Source organism: Ruegeria sp. EL01 (assembly GCF_900313035.1).
Lineage (GTDB): Bacteria > Pseudomonadota > Alphaproteobacteria > Rhodobacterales > Rhodobacteraceae > Ruegeria.
In genome coordinates, this window is the sequence record NZ_OMPS01000004.1 from 153,258 (window position 1) to 174,898 (window position 21,641).

The following is a 21,641-nucleotide window of genomic DNA, read 5'->3' on the forward strand; positions in this document are numbered from 1 at the left end:
AGTTATCAGAACGTTTTAAGTACGCCGAAACCGACATAGCGGGGTTCAAGCAATTCGCCCTCGACTCCGCCGATTGTGCGGTTGGTCCTTTTGAAGGTTGATCCACGTTCATCGAACAGGTTGTTGACGTAGCCAAAGATCTCAATGTCGTCGCGGGGACGATAGCTGAGCCGTAGGTCGGCGACCGTGTAGCCGCTGACGGCCAATTGAGGATCATTGTTATCTGTCGAGTAGTATCCGTCGGTGAAACGAACCGTACCACCCAAAGTCCAGTTGCGCGCAAAGTCCCAATCTGCACCCAGAGACAGCATGTAGCTTGGTGAATTGCTGAACTCATTGCCCAGAAAATCAACCGAAGCTGAGCTGAACTTGGTCACCTTAGTACGCAACAAACCCAGACCACCGGTCAGACGCAGCGTATCAATCGGGCGATAATCTATACCAAGTTCAAGGCCATATGACTTGGCTTTCTCGGCGTTGACAGTCATCGCCTGACCCACGAGGCCCGGAATTGCCACGACGACAAAACGCTGTGCGTCCGTAAAGTCGCTGTAGAACAGGTTGCCGGTCAGGAACAGGCTGTCATTCAGCAGTTGTGCACGGCCGAACAGTTCATAGTTCCAGACTGTCTCTTTGTCGAACGGGACGTATTCGCCGGTCCGGAAGTTAAGAGACACGCCGCCCGGGTTGTAACCCTTGCTGATCAATGCACCGACAGTGGCGGTGTCGGAGATATCATACGCAACCGAAATCCTGGGCAGCCAATCAGAGAATGTCTCTTCATAATCCAATTCCCCTCTGGCAAAGTTCGACGTACCTGAGCGTCGGATCTTGTCCTGTTGGAACCGCAGGCCCCCATTCAGTGACCACCGTTCTGCAAACCTGTAGGTGATGTCAGTAAAGATGCCGAGGTTGTCCTTGCGGTCATCAAAGCGGGAATTTCCGCGTATCTGTAAGGCTTCGTCGGAATCCGTTCTTGCCGCGTAAATGCCAACGACACCATTGACCGCGGAGTCTTCGGAACCGAACGTCAGCCGCAATTCATTGGACAGGTTTGTCTGATCGATCTGGGCCGAGCCGAAGGTCACGGGTTCGGCAACGCGTTTCACATCGATATCCGAATATTGCAGCTGATTGATCAGCGCCATGCCGTTCCCGAACTCATAACCGATATCAGCAATGGTGGTGTTGGTGCGTTGCTTCCAGCTGGGGTTGCTAGCTGTTGTGCTGATAGGTTCTTCGAACGGTGCGTCGGCTGCCTCGGTGGTTGGACGGTTTGTGTCCGTGTACGAATAAGTCAGTTTTGCCGTCAGACCGGGAATGTCGGTTGGCGTCCAAAGAAATTTCAGGCGAGCATTCTTGCTTTCGAAATTCTGGTCCGTCGCGCCGCGCGCGAAACGCGGGTTGGTGTAGTCGATGAACGTATCCCGAGAAAAGTAATCAAGCGCGATTCTGGCGGCAAACTGCTCAGACAGCGGGGCCGAATATGCAAGCGAAGCCCGCTTGCGGTTATTGCCGCCAAACTGCAATTGCGCGGCACCTTCCTGATAGAAAGTCGGGTCCTTGGTGTTGACGATGATTGCACCTGCGATGCTGTTTGCGCCCTGTGCAGTCGTTTGTGGGCCGCGGAACACCTCGATCGTGCCTACATCCCAGACCGAGTCGGCGCCAAAGACCAACTCATTATAGCTGAGGTAGTGTCCGTCCAGATTGACAGTTGCACGGGGAACTGTGCCGCCAAAGAATGCACCGGCGCCGGTGTTTGGTCCCTGCGCCTCTTGGCCACGAATGACAGGCGCGCCGACCGTTGCAGGGTATAGAACGTTTGGTGTGCCTTCAACTGCATCACGCACATCGGCAACGGATGGTTTGGCTTCCAGGTTTTCCGAAGTGATCACGGAAACCGAACTTGCGGTTTCGCGAATGGTCCTGTCTACCTTTTCCCCGGTGACAATAATTTCCTGAAGCTCGAAGACTTCGGTGTCTTCTGGTGGCTCAGAACTTTCCTGAGCCTGCGCGGATACGCTTGAGCAAGTTGCCAGAGCAACAATGCTCGCACGACTCAACAGCCGCCCGAATGTGCGCCGTTTCATTCCTTGGTCCCTCTGTATTTTTGGACTGTCCGGCTGTCGAAACTTGCTGCAGTCAATGGATTGTTTGACCGGCCTCTGCATGGCTGGCCGAGTCACAATCTGACTCTGGCTGGCGAGTGGATTTACTACCGGCGGCTTCCACATGGCAGAATGCATTCCGCATTGCAATAAGAATTCTTGATACTACTTACCTCGAAATTGCACCAGATGGACGCAATCCACCCAGCGTATGCATCGAATGAGAATGGTTGACGGGTCTGTCTTGTCGTCCCAACATATTGGCGTTCCCGAACAAAGGACCGGATCAGCAATGGCAACTCAAAAGAGCAGTTTGTCACAGAAAAGATCGGTGGCTTCCGATCCCCCGAGAAAGGGCACGATACAGTCGGTATCGATCGCGGCGCGCTTTCTGTCCATTTTGGCGAATTCCGAGGGGCCACTTGCCCTGAGTGAAATCGCCAGACGCGCGGAAACGGGCAACTCGACCGCGCACCGCTACCTGAGTTCGCTGCAGCAGGAAGGTCTTGCCACACAAGAGCTTGCGTCCGGCCATTATGATCTGGGTCCAGCGGCGCTTGGGATCGGGCTTGCAGCGCTGCAGCGACTGGATCCGATTGAGATCGCAGCGCAGCAAATGAAGCAGTTGGCAAGCCGCGTTGCGGCCAGTGCTGGCGTTGTTGTCTGGACAGAGCGCGGGCCGACGGTGGTGCGTTGGTATCGCAGTGCATATTTTTCGATCAGTTCGCTCAGCCTCGGCGATGTACTGCCTGTCGACAATTCGGCCTGCGGTCTGGCGTTCCAGGCATTCCTGCCCTCTGCCATGATCAAAGTCGCACGGCGTAACCAGCCACCCACAACGCGAGGCAAGCCGCCGCAGCGCGACGTATTGGATGAGATACGGACATCCGGTCTGGCGGAATTGAACAGCCACCTGATGTCTGAGGTCACCGGGCAGGCGGTTCCGGTATTTGATGCGCAGAACGAAATTGTGTGTGCGATGACCATCGTGGCCGATCTGGGCAGTACAGTCGGCCCGAGCGCGGATGGCGCATTGGCGGAGGCGGGGCAGGCGGTTGCCCAAATGACCGGTACGACACGATGGGTAGGATTTTCGCCGACACGCTGAGACTGCTTGACAATCAATCGTTGGAGTTTTTAGGGTCCGGCCAATCTGCCAGACCCAGCTGACTCACGGCAAGGCCGACTTGCTGGCAGGCATGACCTACGGGTCGTGTTGTCATGCCGCTTTGCGCGGCGTTTTTGTGGATCAGCAAACCATGCGCTTTTCTCGTGGATTATCCAGCCGAGGCTTTGTGGCCGAGAGTCACACGCATAGCGGGAGTCTTGTGTGGAGATGCGCGTTCAGATTTCTGTTTCAGCGCCCAATCCAATCGCCCGCGCATCTTCCAGACCCGAATCTCGCATTCACATCAGCGATTGGCGGATCTGACCTCATTTTCACTCAATAAACGAGACCTTCCATGCCCCACGACTTTCAGGATCTGCTCAGCCCGTCTGAATGCAATCAACTCGATGCCTCGGTGAAAACACCAGAACCGACAGCCCATCAGGAACATATATGGCTCCGCCAGGCGCAATGCCCCGAAGAAACTCTGGTTCAGGTCGCGGCAGTTGACCTGCCTGAAACCGTTGATACCCAACGTTTGCTCAACGCACTCAGCAATTTGACGAATTTGCTGCCAGAAGCGGGCTACGGTTATCTCTTTGACGACAACGGGCAACTTGTCAGATCCCCGCTCGGGCAGGTGCCCGTTGCGTGTGATCATGTCAGTGATGAGCGTGCGCTTATCGACATTCTGATGAGTGCGCAGGCGAAAGAATGGGATCTGAGCAAACAGCCCCCTATTGGCGCGCGCTTGCTGTTGGGACCTGATCATCGCGCACTCGCCATTTTCCGGCACCGGGTGTCAGAAGATGTGCTACCGTTTTCTGTGCTTTTCGATGCCATATCAGCGGCTTATGACGGCAGAGACTTTGCGGTTTCACCAGCGCCGCTGAATGCGTCTGTTTCCTTCGGTGCGATTGAGGAAAGCGGTGAGGACTCACCGCTCGCCTGGATGCGCCTGCAATCCGACATGCGGCTTGCGGGGGTCTCGTCCACCGCAATCGAACACCGGATGAGCGGGGTTTGGCGGGGCGCGCTGGCGCATCATCACCAGATCTCGCTGCCGCTCACTTCAGCTCCGCTGTTGATCGGGCATCATGATGATGACGCTGTCCTGCTTGCCCGGATCACGAGTATTTTGCTGCGAATGCTGTGCCAGATGAGCGGTAAAGCAGGGGCAACGGTTGACTATCTGACACAGGGCGCAGCCGCTTTCGATCTTGGCCATGCCGCGGCATCCTCTCCTCGTTTGCAACTGCATTGGCACAACACGGCGGGTGGCGATGAAACCCTCTGCGCGGCCCTGAGTGTATTGAAGACCGAGGTCGCGGAAGTACCCAAATCGGCCCCGATAGCGATCTCCCTGCTGGCCAAACAGCAAGCAACCATGGAACTAGACGGAAACCGATGCACGCCGTTGACGATACCGACGGCCGCGCCTGTTCCGGATCTAACCCTAGGATTGCGTTTGGACGGCACACAGCAGCTGAGGATCGAGCTTGTGACCGATCGTGCACTCTCGGTCAGCGCCGGTCCGCTTCTTCTTGAGCGGCTGGTTGGCATTCTTCAGGGGCGACAACCGATCCCCGAAGCTGGTCCAATTCCCGCCCAACCCGAGCAGTCCGGGTCACGCTCGACCGATGACATCGCACAAATCATCCTGGCCGAGTTTCGGGACGCTCTGTCCAGTCCCGACATGTCCGAGGATGATGACTTTTTTGACCATGGTGGCCATTCGCTGGTTGCGACCCGGGTTATCGGGCGGTTGCTGAGCCAGCATGGGCTGGAGATCCGGTTTGCAGATCTGTTCAGCCATGCGTCTGCAAAACGCTTGGCATCAAGGGCGCATCGGGTGGAAGCAGCGCCATCAGTCGAGCCTGTCATCATCAAAGACGACGGGGATCAGGGGCCGTTTCCACTGTCTCTTGCACAGCAGTCGTTGTGGCGGGCTTACGCGGCGTTTGGAAAGGGCGCGATCTTCAACATACCGTTCGCCCTACGGTTCATTGACCACGTGGATGAGCAGGTTTTTGAGCTGGCCTTTCGTGACCTGATGGAACGGCATCCCATTCTGCGCTCTTTGCATTCTGATGAGGGCGGAGAGCCCGTGCATCAGATCGTTCCGTTTGATCAACTGGATGATCATCGCTGGTTCTGGTCCAGTGAGGACAGCCGCGATACGGACCGCAATGCCGAGGCGCATCATGTCTTTGACCTCGGTTGCGAATTACCACTGCGCCTGCGGTTTATGATGGACCCCGAAAGTGATGAACAGATATTGTCGATGTTGTTTCACCACGTCGTGTTGGATGAGTGGTCGGTCAATTTGCTGATGGACGAACTGGCGATTGCTTATCGCTGCCGTGCCGGTGGGCGCACACCGGAATGGACAACCAGCCCCATGCCGTTCCACTGTTTCACGCAATCGCAGAATGACGCGGGGCTGAATGAGGCACACGTGTCCTATTGGGCGGACAAGCTTACCGGCGCTCCGCGCGCGGCGCCCTTGTTCCCAGAGGATCTCGACGAGAGTGTTCCGAGCTCTCCGAAAGGCGGTTGGGTTGAACTGACTTTGAACCCGGAGGTTGCCGACGGGCTATATATGCTGGCCAAAGAGCAGGAGGCGTCGCTGTTCAATGTCGTTTATGCGGCCATAGCGACCAGTCTCAGCCAGCTGAGCGGTCAACAAGACCTTGTCATCGGGACATCAGCGTCGGGCCGCAACAGGGCCGAGTATTTTGATACGATTGGCTATTTTACGACCGTGGTCGCGCACCGAGTGCAGATCACAGCGGATACAACTGCGGCATCGCTGATACACTCGGTGCGCGATGAGGTCGCCGAGTCGTTGCCGCATAGCGAGATTCCACTGGATCTGGTCGGGCGCCGCCTGACCGGAGGTGAGTCACCGGCCATGGAAACCATGTTCGAAGCGTTTATTCAGATACACGCCCAGAACAAGCTGAACGGCTCACTTACGGACGCGAAGGGCCGGGATATCGCGTTCCGGCAAATCGACCCGGATAAGTCTGAAACTCTGCTGGGTCTGCAATTCGAAGTGCTGGAGGAGACAGTAGGCGAGAAACGCGGTATTCGGGTGATGATGAGCTATCGCGCGGACCGGTACGGACCCGAACGGGTCGAGCAAATCCGCGATACGTTGAACACTGTGTTCACCCGTTTTGCGGAACCCAGCATGGCTGCCCGCGCATTGCCGGTGCGGGCCAACTGACACGGAACACGAGGCGCCCTTGAGCGCCTCTTTTTCTTCAGGCCAGCGTGGCTTCGCGGGCACCCAGCACAAGGTCTTCGATCGGTTGTAACGGGCTTTCCGGACGGATAGCTCGGCTCAAATATTCGGGTAGCGCGCGCAGGTGCATGTCAAACTCGGCTTGGCTGGTCAGAGCCGGATCTGCATCCAGTTGTAATTTCATCTCGTGCCCCTGGCTGTTTGCCCGGAATGTGAGGTTGAAGCCATCTGCAGGTCCGTTCGAGAGAACGACCCGTTTGCTGTCGCATCCGTGAATGTCTGGCTCTTCAAATGGCATCACATTGATCAGAGGTGAAAAGAAAAACCGTTTTCCCGATCCTATCCCGTGGTCGGCCGCAATTTGCTCGACCCGATACCGACCGTGACGGCGCATCTGGCGCAATTCACGACCGGAACGCTTGAGAAAGCTGTTCAGATCTTCCCCACTGGCCCCGGTTTTCAGATAGAAGGGCAGGATGTTTACCCCCAGCGAGGGGATCAGAGCATTCACGCTTCCCATGCGGCTCATGAAAGGCAACCAGACCGGCAAGACCCGATCCGATCCCTTACTTGAAACAGCCTCGGGAATGCGATGCAACAAGTAAGCGCCGGAAATGAGCACCAGCATGTCCGGCCAGCTTAGACCGGTCTCTTTGGCAAGCGACAACAGCCCCTGTTCAGTCTCAGCAGAAATCGGGCATTCACCCCAAAGGCCTTCGACCCCGTAATCCTCGCCACCTTTTTCCAGGACTTCCAAATGACCTGGTTCGGACAGGCGATCTTTCCAATATGCCTGGTCCGACTCGTAGCGGGCGCCGTCGGAATAGGTCAGGTCTTCGTCGATGAAGTTGGAATACGAACGGAAGGCTGTACCTTGTTCAGATTTACCCAACCGGTGCAGATAAAGCTGCGCCACCCGCTGTTCCAGAAGCAGCATGCTATAGCCGTCCAGAACGATGTGATGACCCCGATTATACCAAATCCAGTGGTCGTCACCCAGGTGCAGCAGCCATTGCTGGGACAAGGGCTGTGAGCGTAAATCGATCACCTTGTCCATGTCCTGATGCATCAGGTGCAGCGCCTGGTGCCGTGGGTCTTTTTCACGGCGCAGATCCAGCCGCCGCAAAACAGGCCGATACTCCGGGTCGCAGTTTTGCATTGGGAAGGGCGCATCAGGCACAGTGTGGAACCGCACGCTAAGGGTTTCGGCTTCGTCGCAGGTTTGTTGAATGGCCCAACTCAGCGCATCATCGTCAACCTGCCCTTTCATTTCGACAAAATGCGCTACGGTTGAAACGGGTAGGTCGGGGTGGAAAGTGAATTCCTCCCAGAAGTCCTTCTGGGCCAATGTCAGCGGCATCAGACGCTTGAGATCAGTAATATCGGGCATTTTGCTTCCTTAAAATTTGGTCGTTTCCGCGTTTGATTCGAGCGTCAGGCGGCACGCGCTACCAGGTCCGAGACCTGCCTTGCCGTTCTGCAGCTGATCAAAGCTCCGGGTGTGACCGAGGCGTCAAAACTCGAATTCAGTCTGCGGGCAATCTCGGTCAGATGAGATGGTCTCAGACCCAGCGAGATCAGAGGGCTGTCTTCCAACAAGTCCGGTGGTGCGGTGCGATCAAGAACTGACAAATAGATGTCCAGAATGCGATGTGTGGCTGATGGAGCACCCCCGACGGCTTTGTCATTTGCTGCGGTGTTTTCTGGCTGCCTTGCCAGCTCACGGGCGCGGTTGCCGTCAAGTTTGCCATTAGCGTTTAATGGCAGAGCATCAACCATCATGAAGCGGCTGGGGACGTGGGTTTCCGGCAGGTGCCTGCGCGCGAAGGTGCGCAATTCCGATGTCTCTGGCGGGACCGGTTCCTTCGCCACGCATAACGCAAGTAAGGTTGCCTCGCGGCCTTCTGCCTCGGGCAGATCGACGACAGCGACGTGACTTAGTTTGTCATGAGCGCTCAGTTCGTTTTCCACATCGGCAAGCGAAACACGTACGCCTCGGATTTTGACATAGCCGTTGACCCGGGTGGCAAAAATCAAGGTTCCGTCGGCGCTATAATACCCCTGATCGCCGGTTTTGAAGGCACGCTGATCTTGGCCGAGATCATCGGTCAGGGTCACGAAATCGGTCTGTGTCAGCGCACCGTCCACCACGTACCCCGGAGACAGGTTGACGCCGGTCGTGTGTATCCGGCCCGTGACACCGGTCGGGCAATGCTCATCCAGTTCGTTGCAGACAAAGTACCGACAGCCCCTTAGCGGGCGGCCGTACGGAATGATCTGGCGGTCTTCGGGCCCGATATCGTGCCAGATGCTCCAGATGGTTGTCTCGGTTGGGCCACCCAGCGAGATCAGCCTTGCATCGGGAACAGTTCTGCGCAGGGACGAAATTGTCGTTGGTTTGATATAGTCACCGCCCTGGGCAACAAGTCTCAAGGATCGCAGATCATCCTCGCGGCTGCAGGCCAGCAACATCTCCAGGATTGCAGGAACCGAAGTCCAGATCGTAACCGCGTGATCCCGCACCAGTTGGGCCCAACGAATGGCATCCTTTTCCTCACCTTCCGCAGGCAGAACCAGCGTTGCCCCGGCCGTCAGCGCTCCGAACACATCGAACACGGACATGTCATGGTGCAGAGGTGTGACTGAAATCAAAACGTCCCGATCATCGACCTGCCAATGATCCAATGTGCAACCAAGAGTGTTCGATGTACCTCGGTTGCTAACCGCAACGCATTTTGGCTTGCCCGTCGAGCCGGAGGTGAACAGGTAGTAGGCGGGTTCCGCCGAGCTGCTGCGCGTGCGCAATGCGTCTTCGTCGGGTGGGCTCACGTCTTTCGTCGAATGTGCAAGCAGGGCTTGTGGTGTGATGCAGTTTTGATTGTCTGTCGGCTGTCGGGCCACCACAAGATCGGGCATACAGGCGTCCAGCAGGTATTGCAGACGTGCCGCCGGAGATCCGGCGTCAATCGGCACCCATCGAATGCCCTCCAATGCGCAGGCGAGCTGTAGGGTGACGTGGTCGCGGCTGCGGGGCAGGCAGATGGCGACAAGATCACCTGGTTTCAGCCCCATTTCCCGCAAACCTGCGATTGTCGCCAGTACGGACTCTCCCAGTTGATCATAGCTGATGTGTTCGCCGTTGCAGATCAGGGCGGTCGCGTTTGATCGGCCATCGAAAAGGCGTGTTCCGATACGTTCCAGAAAGCCTGAGCACTCGAACGGCTTGGTCTGATCGTTCAGGCGGTAGTGGGCCAGATCTGTAAAGTCAGAGGCGCCCAGAGTCAGAGTCTTGGCCTTCGATACAGACAGAATTGCACGATCGATGGCACCGAGCAGGTCAGACATCATCTCTGCTGAAAAGGCGTCTTGCGCGTAATCAAGGGAAAGCACCAGGTTTCTTTTGCCGTCCAGAGTCAGACGTATGTCCAGTGCCGTCTGCGGCGTGGGCGTCAGGCCATCCTGATACCGCATCGGGCTGTCCGGGTGCTGGGTGGGCCAGCTCAGCCCGCTTGTGATCACCACCGGCAGCGCTATTGCGCCACCATTTCTGTTCAGCAGCATTCGGTTCAGATCCACTCCGGAAAACGCGGTATGCTGCAAGCCTTCCAGTATATCCCTCTGAACCTGTGTGGCTCGATCGGCAAAGCTGCCCTCACACGCATCATAGGTCAGGGCAACAAAGGATGAGGTGTTGCCGGATGACGATCCGCCTCCTTGGGGTGAAACCGGCACAGCCACGCACAGATTCAGGTCGCTGGTCCAGCGCGCCAGAACCTCAAGAATCAGGGCCGTCAACATTGCGTTTTGAAACAGCCCCTCCTGTGCGCCCCGCCGCATCAGATCCCGGACTTGACCACGCGGAACCGTTAGGGTCTGCCGACTATAGCGGGATTGGTCAATTTGTTCAGGCGGGGTTCGGTACGGCAGGCGCGGTGGACCAGAGATTGCTTTGAGTTTGTGCTGCCAGTATTCGGCGTCGGCAGCGCGCCGATCAGGTTCCGGAAGGTCCTCATCGGTCGCAACCGGTGCTGGTGGTGCATCGGTGTTTACTTCGGGTGCAAACAGATATCTCAGAATTGCCGAGATCGAATGCGCATCCAATATGAGCGCATCAAAGCGAGTCATTACGACCAGTTCGTCGTCGGGCATCGCGATCGCAATCAGGCCCCAGGGGGACTGCTCATCGGGAAAGATCGCATGTGACCAGTGGTTCTGCAGATCTGAGAGCCGCGTTTCAGCTTCGGCTTGGCTCAACGCTGAAAAATCCAGAACCTCAAGGTTCAAAACAGGTTCCGGCCGAACCGTCTGGGTCAGCGATGGTATGTCGATATATGTGCGCAATGCTGGATTGGAACGCACCGCCGCTGTCAGTCGTGTGCGCAATAGGTCCAAGGGCATCGTTCCGCGAAACAGCTCAAAATCCTGCATTGCAATGCCGCCCAAGGGCAGCTGCGTTCCACGCCCCAGCAGGTAGGCTTTTTGCAAAGGCTTTAGAGGCATGCCGACAATTGGTGCCGCCGCTCCGGCCGGTTCCGATATCCAGGTATTTAGCGGTTGTTCCACAATTCCGGGATTGTTTGCCAGACGAATGAGCGCATCGCAGAAAGTGTCAAAGACCTGTGTCATCCAACTCTGGTCAACCATGTCTTCGCGTATGTCCCAGTTAACAAGAATGCGGTCCTGTATCCGCGCGACTTGAACATCCAGCGCGACCTGCGGGCCCTGAGATATCACCCAAACCAGATCGCCGAATGTTGCAGCGACCGCGTCTGACAGGATTGGCGTGTCGCCCGTCGCCAACCCGGCCGTGAAGACCACCGGCATGCGTTGTACGGTGCCGCGGTGGCGGGACAGGTCCCGAAACAGGGCAGGGCCCGGGTACCCCGTATGCGAAAGCTGCTTTTGGATTTCGACCCAGCAGCGCAAAGCCAGAGATTTCAGGCTGTCATCTGCGTGGATCCGGGCGCCCAAAAGCCCCAGATCCGAGAAGTCGCCGACCAATCCTGCCGCGTCCGCCGGGCGATGGAATCGGGGCAGATTGAGGCACAGTTGGTCTGTGTTCAATGAACGCGCCAAACTGGCTGCGAACAGGGCCGACATCAGACTGGAGAGTGTCACGCCGCCAAAGTTTGCGACGGATTGCAGCGCGGTGCGATCCTTAGCAGATATCCATTTTGACAAGCGGGAACTGCGTGGCGTCTTTGTTGCGCCGGTCGGGCGCGGCAATTCAGGGGCGGGGGGCAGCGCGTCAAACCGGGTTGCCCACCAGGCCCGATCTGTTCTGAAATGCTCCGGCCGCGTCGCCGTTTTTCTGCCGAATGCGACATAGTTCGGCAGCGGCGGCAACTGATCGCGACCGCCATTGGCATAGATCCGGGCAAGGTCATCCATTACGATGCCAAAGCAGGACGGATCTGCCGGGATCATGTCCATATCCACATGCAGTCTCTGTTTTTCGCCCGGCAACATGCTGAGATGAAACTCGACCCCGTGACCGGTTTCCAGCGACAGGCGCTGATGCGTTTTTTTGGTGCGAATCCGGTCCAGTTCCAACGTCAAGCCAGACCCTTTGAGGTGACGCAGATCGGACAGGTTCAGCCCGTGCCTCTCGTCGACTGGGGCAATTCGCGCGGCCCCGTCCGCGGCTACTGCCAGCCGGAGCATTGGGTGACGTTGGTACAGAGCCTGCACACTCGCTTTCAGCGTTTCGACATCCACAAGTGGCCCATCAAACTCGCTGTATAGGTGTGCGACAACACCATCTGAGGCTGCAGCCGAATGGCCGCCCGTCCAGTAGGCGGCTTGCATCGAAGTCAGGTCCAAAATGAAGTCCTCTAAGGTGGTTGACATTTCACGACAAAAATACTCAAGTATTTGAGCTCGTCAATACACACACACTGATAATCGGATCGTGGTAGTGCGGGGACTTGATAACTACCGAAGGCCAGCAGCAGTCGTTCGAATCTTTCAAAGACCCACCGGTTTCCCGCGGACAAAGTTTGAATTAATATCATGTTAAAACAACCAATTAAACTAACACACTGGCCAGAAAACCTGACCCGCTCCTACCGTGCGAAAGGATATTGGATCGATCAGCCTTTGACACGGGGGCTGCGCCATCAGGCCCGCGTTCAACCCAATCTCACGGCCATTATCTGCGGCTCTCGCAGCCTAAGTTACGGCGAGGTTGAGCAGCGGTTTATGGCCCTTGCGCGGCGACTTACGGCTTCGGGGCTTGGCCGTGGCGATACCGCTTTGGTGCAGCTTCCGAATAGCGCCGAATTCTACATTACCCTTCTGGCATTACTCGAAGCTGGCATCGCGTCGGTGAATGCATTGTTCGCCCATAAGCAGAACGAACTGAACGCCTATGCAGATCAGATTGAGCCAAGCTTGCTGATCGTCGACCGGAGTCATCCTCTGTTCCGGGACAACCAATATGTCGAATCGCTCAAGGCTCGATCCGGTCGTCTGGACACAGTATTGTTCCGCAGTGCTGAGACGGCAGACCAAAGCCTTGATGACTGGATGGGCCCGAACGTAGAATCCCTGTCAGGTGCTGGTGATGATCTGCCTCAGCCCGGTCCGACAGATCCTGACCAAGTCGCTTTCTTTCAGCTGTCCGGAGGCAGCACCGGCACACCCAAGCTGGTCCCGCGCACCCACAACGATTACGACTACAGCATTCGGGCCAGCGCCAAGATTTGCGGTCTTTCACCGAGCACTCGGTTTCTGTGCGCCTTGCCCGCCCCGCATAATTTCCTGTTAAGCTCACCCGGCGCGCTTGGCGTGTTTCACGCAGGTGGCACGGTTGTTCTGGCCCCCAATCCAGACCCGCAAATCTGCTTTCCGATCATCGCGCGCCATAAGGTCACGATGGCTGCATTGGTTCCCTCGGCAGTATCGATGTGGCTGCGCGCCGTGGAACAGGCAAAGGCCGACCCAACTGCGCAGGAACAAGACCTCAGCTCCCTTAAACTGGTTCAGGTTGGCGGTGCATCCTTCGCCGAAAGTGAGGCGCGTCGTGTCCCTAAGGTGTTGGGCTGCACCCTGCAACAGGTGTTTGGCATGGCCGAAGGTCTGGTGAACTATACAAGGCTGGACGATGACCCCGAGATTATTTTCACGACGCAAGGCAGGCCGATCAGTGATGATGACGAGGTGCGGGTCGTAGACGAAAATGGTGACGACGTTCTCGATGGTCAGACGGGTATGCTGGCCACTCGCGGCCCTTATACCTTCCGTGGTTATTTCCAGAGCCCAGATGCAAATGCCAACGCCTTCGACGATCAGGGGTTTTATTTCAGCGGGGATCTGGTGCAACGCCTGCCCTCCGGGCATTTACGGGTTGTGGGGCGGGTGAAAGACCAAATCAACCGCGGTGGTGAGAAGATCGCAGCCGAGGAAATCGAGACGCTGCTGCTGCGTCATCCGCAGGTCAATCAAGCGGCACTGGTCGCGATTGACGATCTCTTGTTGGGAGAAAAGAGTTGCGCTTTCATCGTAGCTGAAGGTGCGTTGCGGCCCGCTGAGCTGCGCCGTCACCTGATCAAACTGGGTGTCGCTGATTACAAGTTGCCCGATCGCGTGCGGTTTATCGATAGAATGCCCCTGACCGCAGTTGGAAAAACCGACAAGCGCGCATTGCGCAAATCGCTGTCTGACGGTTTCGCAAGGTCAGACGCCGGCAAGATTCCGATCCCCGAAACGCTCTAAATTCAATTGTCGTAAGAAAAGGACATGAACATGCTGGACAGAAACTGGCTTGAAACACGCGTGCGCGGCCTCATCGAGGACGAAGAAGATATCGCACCCGACGAAAGCCTGATCTACTTTGGGCTCGACTCGATCCGGGTGATGGAGCTTGCAACCGAACTCAAGGCGCAGGGCGTCGTTGTTTCCTTTGAGGAACTGGCGAGTAATCCCACGATAGATGCCTGGTGGGGTTTGATCTCGACTCGTCAAAGTGCAGCCTGACGCATTCTTACCCGTTGCGGAAATACAAGGCTGGCCCTGGAAAGATGCCTCGGGGTCAGCCGTTTTTTCATGGCGGCAAGTGGGCTATCACGACAAGTCGCTGCGCCTGCCGGACAGGCTAGGGCGCGCCGCTGCCAAGCGTCGGAACGAATACCTGGCGGGACGTTGCGCCGCGCGTCAGTCTATCCGGGCGCTAACGGGCAAGTCGCTGATCCCTGATACGGACCATGATCGCGCGCCGATCTGGCCCAGCGGTCTTGTCGGGTCGATCAGCCACGGTGGAGGACATGCTGTCGCTCTTGTGGGCAAGCAAATCGACTATCTGGGTCTGGGGGTAGATATTGAGCCTCCATTGGACACCCGCAGGGCCATGAAGCTCGCGCCTCAGATACTCACAGATTCTGAGCTGCGCAGCGATGTCTCCCCTGAGCATGTCTCACGGGCATTTTCGGCGAAAGAGAGCCTTTTTAAAGCACTCTACCCGCTGACCCGTGTCTGGTTCGGTTTTCAGGATGCGGTACTTGTCGCATGTGATGAAGATGGGCAGGGCACTCTGCGGCTGTGCCGGGATTTGGGTTCAGATTGGCCCCGAGGGCGCTGCCTGCCGTTCAGGCACGTGCGATTTCGCGGGGCGATCCTGACCCGGGTTGATATTCCCGGGCCTCAGGCTCTGAGCGTCGCGCCGCCATCCACATAGAGGTCGGCCATGGTGACGTGCCCAGCCTGATCGGACAGCAGGTACATAGCAGCCTCAGCGATATCCTGAGGCTGAGCCAATTTTCCCAACGGGATACCGGTTCGAAACTGATACGGATTGCCCCCGATCACCCTATCGGACCCGGTATCGTCCGCCCACATGCCCGTCAGCATCGGTGTCAGGGTCGAACCCGGCGCAACGATGTTGCAACGCACATTCTGACTTGCCAGCTCCAGACCGAGGCAACGTGCCATCATTGCCATTGCGGCTTTTGACGCCGCGTATGCTCCCATATTCATTCGTGGAACACCCGCCGCGTTGGATCCGATCATGACAATCGCGCCGCCGCCACCATTTGCCATGATTTGCCCCAGTGTACGCCCCACCAGAAAAGCGCCTTCGGCGTTGACCGCAAACAGGGAACGCCAGCTTTCCGGCGACATTTCCAAAAGCGGTTCGGTGTTCAGAATTCCCGCTGCGTGGACGCCGAGTTTAGCAGGCCCGAAATAGCTCTCTGCATCTGTGACGCAATCGGAAACACCCTGTGCGTTGGTGACATCCAGTTCCAGCCATCTTGTACCGGCACCATCCTTTGGGGCGATGGTGGCCAGTGCGGGGGCTGTATCGGTTGCTGTGACCTGAGCGCCCGCGGCGCGCAAAGCATCGACAACGGACTGCCCAACTCCTCCAGCTGCGCCTGTCACGAAGGCGTGTCGGTTCTCAAACCCGGTCAGTTGCATCTCAGTTTTCCTCCAAGACTTGCAATACCTGATCGGTAGTGCCGATCCCGCCGCAGGTTGAGGCGACCCAGTGCATCGCCATTTCGTGATGCGTGCGATCAAAATCGGCCTGTGCATCGACGACGGCAAAGTTCTCGAAATCGCGTTGAAATGCGTCAGCTGCGGTGGCGAGACATCCAATGTGGGCATAAATCCCGGTTATCAGAATCTGATCACGCCCGCGCGCGCGCAGAAGATGTTCCAGATTTGAGCGTTGAAACGCGCTGTAACGATGTTTGACCAACACGACATCTTCACTCTGCGGAGCAAGCGCGTCGATGATGCCACAATGCTCAGGGGTGTCCCGCATACCGGGACCCCACAGATCAGCCTGCAGCCCACGGTCGGGGCGAAACTGATCTCCTTCCTGCGCGGTGTAGAGCACCGGAATGCCTGCGCGGCGCGCGGCCTGTATCAACCGTTCGATGTTGTGCGTCACCTCTGGCAATGGCGCCCGATCTGTCGGGTATGGGGCGCAGAAATAGCGCTGCATGTCGTGTACCAGCAGGGCAAGGCGATGCACCTCTGGTATCCAGGGGCCGCGCGCCGCCGGAAGATCGTGAACAGTCGGCAAATCATAGGCAGCAATTTTCGGCAGTGCCATCCGGTTACTCCTTTTGTCCGGCTTGGCCAGTGCCGGTCAGCCCAGCCAAAGGCGGCAAGCCCAAGGCGGCCAGCATGGCGCCGAATTTTGCGCCGGTCTCGGCGCTTTCGCTTATGGGGTCAGATCCGGGAACAACGCCGGCACCAGCAAACAGCCGGGCATGTCGACCGCAGATTTCGGCGCAGCGAATGGCAACATACCATGCCCCGTCGCCGCGCGGATCGCACCAACCGGCAGCACCGGCATAGAAGTTGCGGTCAACCGGCTCGAGCTGTTTGATGAGTTGCGCGGCCCGGTTCAACGGAACTCCGCACACCGCCGGGGTGGGGTGCAGTTTGGCCGCAAGAACGGCCGATGAGATATCATCGTGTCTCAGCTCACCTTCGATCGGCGTGCCAAGGTGCCACATGCTGCGGGTCGAGGTCAGGCCCGGTCCGGTGGGCCGGGTCAGTTGACGGCAATAGGGCGTCAGGACGTCGAGGATATACTCGACCACCATCGCATGTTCACGCTTGTCTTTTTCGGATCGCGCAAGCGCGCCTGCAGCATCGGAATCCATCACAGGATTCTGGTGCCGTCGCGCCGATCCGGCCAGAGGATATGACGAAACGCGAAGCCCCTGCTTGCCGATCAGCAACTCGGGTGTTGCGCCGATCAGATAGCGGCCATGTGGATCACCCTCGCCCTGGGGCAATCTGATCTGATATGTCGTGACCGCAGGATCATTCATCAGCCGCGACAAGATCGCTTCGGACCGGAAGGGATGTTTGGCTTCCAGCGTCAAAGTGCGCGCCAGAACGATCTTGCGCAATGCGTCGGGGGACCCTTCTTCGTCTTTCATGATACGTACGGCTTCGGCCACGGCATCGGCAAATACGGGAACCGGCGGTTCGGCGCGCGGCGCCAGCAGTGGCTCGTCCTGAGTGCCGTCTTCGGAACTCGACCCAGCCGCACAGGTTGTCTGAGGCGCGGCCCACAGGCAATCTGTGCGGCGTTTGTCAAAAGGCAGGGCGCCGCCAATGACAACATCATCGGACACATCCGAAAAGGCCTTGTTCAGCCGGGATTCAAGCGTTTCGACTGTTCCTTGTGCCACCGGTGAACATGCGCTTTGAGCAGTGACGACCCGACCCGCACCACGAAACGTGAAACACGCGGGCGAATTGCCGGAAACTGAGCTACGGGACCGATCTGATACAGACAACATTTTTGTTGCCCCTTTTCGTTAAGCGCCGGACCATCGACCGCGCACATGAGGTTTGGCAATGCTGGCTTGAGCTGGCAACTGCTGCAGGTACGCCCTATGCGGCGCCTGATCGAATGCGCCTTAACGCGGACGCTTTTTGCGGTTCGGCCAATGAGCGATTTGCTGGCGGATGAACCATTCACTGATTTGAGCGAAGAGTGGCGCGACAAAGTCAGGATTCAACCCCAAAGCACTGGCCCAGTCGCTTCGTTCATTCAGCATCTCGCGTACCCGTTCAGGGGCGGGAACGGCCTGCAGGTCCGATTTGAAGTCGGCCGCGGCTTTCACATAGTCCATTCGCCTGCTGAGTAATCCGATGATCTGCGCGTCAATGGCATCGATTGCCTGACGCACATCGTCCAACCCGCTGACTTCGTCGGGTTCTGGTATGTCTGGCTTTAGCCGCACTTTTGCAGCATCTCGCGCGGCAGGGTGCAGCTGTTCCGAAGTGGCTAAGGTCATCCCGCCATCTCCACCAGTTCGGAGGTGTCGGGTTCGCCGAAATGCTGTGCCTTGAGCATGTCACGCAGGCCGCGCTTGTTGACCTTGCCGACACCGGTTTGTGGAAAGGCATCGACAAAGATGAACTCGTCAGGGATTTTGAAACCGGCAATCCCAGCTTTGCCCAGCTCGCGTCGCAACTCGTGGCTTTTGAGCACGCGCCCCGGCGCTGGAATGACAAACGCACACAGGCGTTCTCCGACGCGTACATCGGGCCGTCCGACCACTGCGGCGTCCAATACGGCGGGATGTGTGACCAAAAGATCCTCGATCTCGTCAACGCCAATCATCTCACCGCCACGATTGACCTGATCCTTCTTTCGCCCTTCAACCGAAATGTATCCATGTGGATCGCGCGCGACGATATCCCCGGTGCAATAGAACCCATCAGCGGAAAATGCCCGGGCATTGTGTTCAGGCATGTTGTAATACCCGCGGATGGTATAGGGCCCGCGTGTCTGAAGCTCGCCGGTTTCTCCGGGGATGGCTTCGGTTCCGTTTTCCCGGACAACGCGCACCTCATCCCATTCGGACATCGGCATGCCCTGAGTTGTGTGGATGAGTTCGACATCGTCATCCAGCGAGGTGTAACAGATCAGCCCCTCGGCCATGCCTAACACCTGTTGCAGCTTGCAACCCAGCCTCGGGGCCACCTGCCGCGCGTTCGACGGGTTGAGCTTGGCTCCGCCCACCTGCAAAACCCTAAGCGAATAGAGCGGTCCGCGCGAAAACGCGGCTTCGATCCACATGATTGCCAGAGGCGGGACAAGCGACGTGATGTTGACGCGGTGCTTGTCGATCAACGCGAAACATGTTTCGGCTCCGGGGTCCGGTGCCATGATGGTTGTGCCGCCGACGGACAGCGCACCCATTACACCGGGACATGCCAGAGGAAAGTTGTGTGCAATCGGCAGCGCGCACAGATAACATGTGTTCTGGTTCATGTTACTGGCCATGGCTGCGCAGCGGATGTTGTAGAGGTATTCCATATGCCGTCGGGGGATCAGTTTCGGAACACCTGTCGTGCCACCTGATATCTGAAAACAGGCCACATCCTCGGCCTCGGGGCCTGGCCAGGGTCCTAACCCTGTGATCGGTGAAGTGTCCTTGTTTCGTAATTCATCAAGGCTGACATTCCCGCGGGCGTCACCAAGGACAATGATGTGTTCGATCGAGGGCGCGATGGCTTTTACCCGATCAGCCATAGCGACCATATCGTCCCCGCCCGAAAGTTCGGGCACAATACAGGCCCGCGCCTGAACGAAATCGGCAAATTGCCCGATCTCGCGGTCGCGATGTGCGGGCAGGGCCAGAACCGGTACGACGCCCAGACGGAAAAGCGCGAACAACAACTCCACAAAGGCAATCGAGTTCGGCAGTTGCAACACAACCCGGTCACCACGCCGCAAGCCCAGATCATGAAGCGAGCGGGCCAGTATCAACGCGCCTGCGTAGAGGTCGCGGTAGCTGTATGAGCATTGGCCTTCGATCAGGGCCGGTTTGTCGCCAAAGCGGTTTTGCGCGTCCTCCAGAAACCCAAAAAAGGTCTCATCTCGCCAGATGCCTTCAGTCCGATACCGTCGCGCAATGTCAGCAGGCCAGAAGGGACAAAGAGATTGCCAGTCAAGTGCAGAAACAGTCATGTCAGGATTCCCAGGGAGTGTCGGATCCGGTGGGAAAGTCGTGACGACTTGTGCCTGCGGAGAATAGTGGATTAAGGCAGTGGGGCGTCAGCCCTGCGCGGGTCAATGCTGCCCGGTGATACGGTGGTCATAGGCGTGGATTACTCCATTGAAACATAGATTTTACAAAGTTCACTACGGGCGTCCCGCCCACTGAGCGTAAAAGTCGACTCTTTTAGTAAGTTGTTTACTGAAGCAATAAGCTTGGATTGTAAAGACCCTTATGCGTGCATGAATGCACATTCAGAGATTTAAGTCCTTGCAATAATTTTACCGTAAGCAAATAATAATAAAAGAAATTATGTCTAGTCTGATAGATGCCCAAGAAAGCTTGTTGCTGAATAATCTGATCGAAAGAGTTTTCGCTCAACCAATGCGGGAATCAGCTGATCAAGCGTCAAGTGCATGGACCTGACTGATCCCCCGGGGACACAAATAAACCCGTCAATGGCACTGGCCTGAGACCATTGCGCCACTTCCTCGGCGGCATCCTGGGCTGTGCCTACAATTTGCCAGTGCCCGGACCCCATGACCTCGGGGCGTGTCAATAGGTCCTGGAGCGAAGGTGTTTCACGCCGGATGAGCCGCTGTAACAATTCGGCATGGGTGCGGCTGGGGCACCGCGCAGGCAGAGGCGGCAGGTAGGTCGCCGCAATTGGGCAATCCTGCGGCCAATTAGTCAGATCCAGGCCAATCATCGCTTGGATGCGGGCAATCGCACGGGATCGATCAGCGCGAACATGCGTGGCCTGAAACAGGTCACGGGCTTCGGACTTGTTGTCAGCAAGATACAGGCTCAGCCCGGGCAACAGGCGGATGTTATGCGCTGGGCGCCCCTGACGTTCGGCGCGCGTACACAGGGAGGTTCGAAGAGCCGCAGCTGCATCGCGGTCCGGGGTTGACGCAAACACGGCATCTGCGATGGCGGCGGCAAAGTTCTGTCCTGCCTCGGATGCACCAGCCTGTACCAGCGGAATTCGGTCTCCCGCCCAGGCCGGGAGGTTCAACGGCCCCTGAACCCGGAATTTTTTCCCGTTATGATCAATTGGCTGAACAAGCGATGCATTTGCATATCGTCCCGTATCACGATCATTCAGGATCGCTGCATCAGGGTAACTGTCCCATAGCGCGCGCACTACTGCGACAAACTCGGCGGCCTGCGCATAACGCTCTTCAGCGGGGGGCATCGCGTCTAGCCCGAAGTTTTCGTGCCCACCAAGTGCGGTCACCACGTTCCAACCGACGCGCCCCCGGCTGATACGGTTCAACGTCTGTAGCTGACGGGCCACCACGTAAGGCGGAAGAAACGTTGTCGAGACAGTCGTCAACAAACCGATCCGCTGCGTTTCATGCGCAATCGCTGCCAGCGTCATCGTTGGATCCATGCTGGAAAATCCCGGGCCTGTCTCCAGAACCTGAGGATCCAGATACAGCGTGTCGGGCAGGAAAACGAAATCCAGTTTCGCGGCCTCGGCCCGCCTTGCGATATCGGCTGCAAAACCCGGCTCGTGATAGTTCTCAATCCCGCTGTCAGGGCGACGCCAGGCCTCACTGCTCAGCCAGGTCGGTGCCAGTGACATTCCAATATGCAACTTGCCCATGCCGTATAACCCCTGAAATCAAAGCCGGTTTTCTAATTGCCGACTCTTTTACTATGGAATATGAGGAGCGCAACCAAAGAGCGAG

At 57.3% G+C, this 21,641-nt stretch carries 14 protein-coding genes; 5 read left to right on the forward strand and 9 right to left on the reverse strand.

Annotation, left to right across the window (positions count from 1 at the left end; genetic code table 11):
* Positions 1-5 precede the first annotated feature (5 nt).
* A complete protein-coding gene (locus D9K61_RS03890) occupies positions 6-2,093 on the reverse strand; it encodes a TonB-dependent receptor (protein ID WP_120632098.1) in 2,088 nt (695 codons plus the stop codon).
* 349 nt (positions 2,094-2,442) lie between these two features.
* On the opposite strand from D9K61_RS03890, the gene D9K61_RS03895 reads away from it, so the two are divergent.
* Together D9K61_RS03895 and D9K61_RS03900 are read left to right on the forward strand one after the other, a co-directional pair.
* Complete coding sequence (locus D9K61_RS03895) at positions 2,443-3,219, forward strand: IclR family transcriptional regulator (protein WP_254055666.1); 777 nt, start codon at positions 2,443-2,445, stop codon at positions 3,217-3,219.
* Between the two features lie 355 nt (positions 3,220-3,574).
* Positions 3,575-6,451, forward strand: coding sequence for a condensation domain-containing protein (locus D9K61_RS03900; RefSeq protein WP_120631935.1), 2,877 nt, complete (start codon positions 3,575-3,577; stop codon positions 6,449-6,451).
* A gap of 37 nt (positions 6,452-6,488) precedes the next feature.
* On the opposite strand, the gene D9K61_RS03905 is transcribed toward D9K61_RS03900, so the two are convergent.
* Complete coding sequence (locus tag D9K61_RS03905) at positions 6,489-7,859, reverse strand: condensation domain-containing protein (protein WP_120631936.1); 1,371 nt, start codon at positions 7,857-7,859, stop codon at positions 6,489-6,491.
* A gap of 44 nt (positions 7,860-7,903) precedes the next feature.
* Positions 7,904-12,319 carry an amino acid adenylation domain-containing protein gene (locus tag D9K61_RS03910; protein ID WP_120631937.1) on the reverse strand — a complete coding sequence of 1,472 codons (4,416 nt, stop codon included), beginning with the start codon at positions 12,317-12,319 and terminating at the stop codon, positions 7,904-7,906.
* Positions 12,320-12,481: 162 nt separating this feature from the next.
* On the opposite strand from D9K61_RS03910, the gene D9K61_RS03915 reads away from it, so the two are divergent.
* Genes D9K61_RS03915 through D9K61_RS03925 form a run of 3 tightly spaced genes read left to right on the forward strand, consistent with a single transcriptional unit; the run spans position 12,482 to position 15,143 of the window.
* Positions 12,482-14,185 (forward strand): (2,3-dihydroxybenzoyl)adenylate synthase, encoded by a 1,704-nt coding sequence (locus tag D9K61_RS03915; protein WP_120631938.1) that lies wholly within the window; start codon positions 12,482-12,484, stop codon positions 14,183-14,185.
* A gap of 30 nt (positions 14,186-14,215) precedes the next feature.
* The gene (locus tag D9K61_RS03920; RefSeq protein ID WP_162946730.1) at positions 14,216-14,446 is read left to right on the forward strand and encodes a phosphopantetheine-binding protein; all 231 of its coding nucleotides are present in this window, start codon (positions 14,216-14,218) and stop codon (positions 14,444-14,446) included.
* Positions 14,436-15,143, forward strand: coding sequence for a 4'-phosphopantetheinyl transferase (locus tag D9K61_RS03925; protein ID WP_120631940.1), 708 nt, complete (start codon positions 14,436-14,438; stop codon positions 15,141-15,143). The genes D9K61_RS03920 and D9K61_RS03925 overlap by 11 nt, the downstream gene beginning before the upstream one ends.
* On the opposite strand, the gene D9K61_RS03930 is transcribed toward D9K61_RS03925, so the two are convergent.
* The 6 genes from D9K61_RS03930 to D9K61_RS03955 form a co-directional block, all read right to left on the reverse strand.
* A complete protein-coding gene (locus D9K61_RS03930) occupies positions 15,110-15,883 on the reverse strand; it encodes an SDR family oxidoreductase (protein ID WP_120631941.1) in 774 nt (257 codons plus the stop codon). The two genes, D9K61_RS03925 and D9K61_RS03930, sit on opposite strands and share 34 nt — an antisense overlap.
* A gap of 1 nt (position 15,884) precedes the next feature.
* A complete protein-coding gene (locus tag D9K61_RS03935; protein WP_120631942.1) occupies positions 15,885-16,526 on the reverse strand; it encodes an isochorismatase family protein in 642 nt (213 codons plus the stop codon).
* Positions 16,527-16,530: 4 nt separating this feature from the next.
* Positions 16,531-17,622 (reverse strand): isochorismate synthase MenF, encoded by a 1,092-nt coding sequence (locus D9K61_RS03940; RefSeq protein ID WP_254055667.1) that lies wholly within the window; start codon positions 17,620-17,622, stop codon positions 16,531-16,533.
* Positions 17,623-17,853: 231 nt separating this feature from the next.
* On the reverse strand, positions 17,854-18,234 hold the full coding sequence (locus tag D9K61_RS03945; protein WP_254055668.1) for an isochorismate lyase: 381 nt from the start codon (positions 18,232-18,234) through the stop codon (positions 17,854-17,856).
* Positions 18,231-19,916, reverse strand: a complete 1,686-nt coding sequence (locus D9K61_RS03950; RefSeq protein WP_120631944.1) for a (2,3-dihydroxybenzoyl)adenylate synthase — start codon at positions 19,914-19,916, stop codon at positions 18,231-18,233. The genes D9K61_RS03945 and D9K61_RS03950 overlap by 4 nt, the downstream gene beginning before the upstream one ends.
* 344 nt (positions 19,917-20,260) lie before the next feature.
* Positions 20,261-21,556 (reverse strand): NtaA/DmoA family FMN-dependent monooxygenase, encoded by a 1,296-nt coding sequence (locus D9K61_RS03955; RefSeq protein WP_120631945.1) that lies wholly within the window; start codon positions 21,554-21,556, stop codon positions 20,261-20,263.
* Positions 21,557-21,641: the final 85 nt, after the last annotated feature.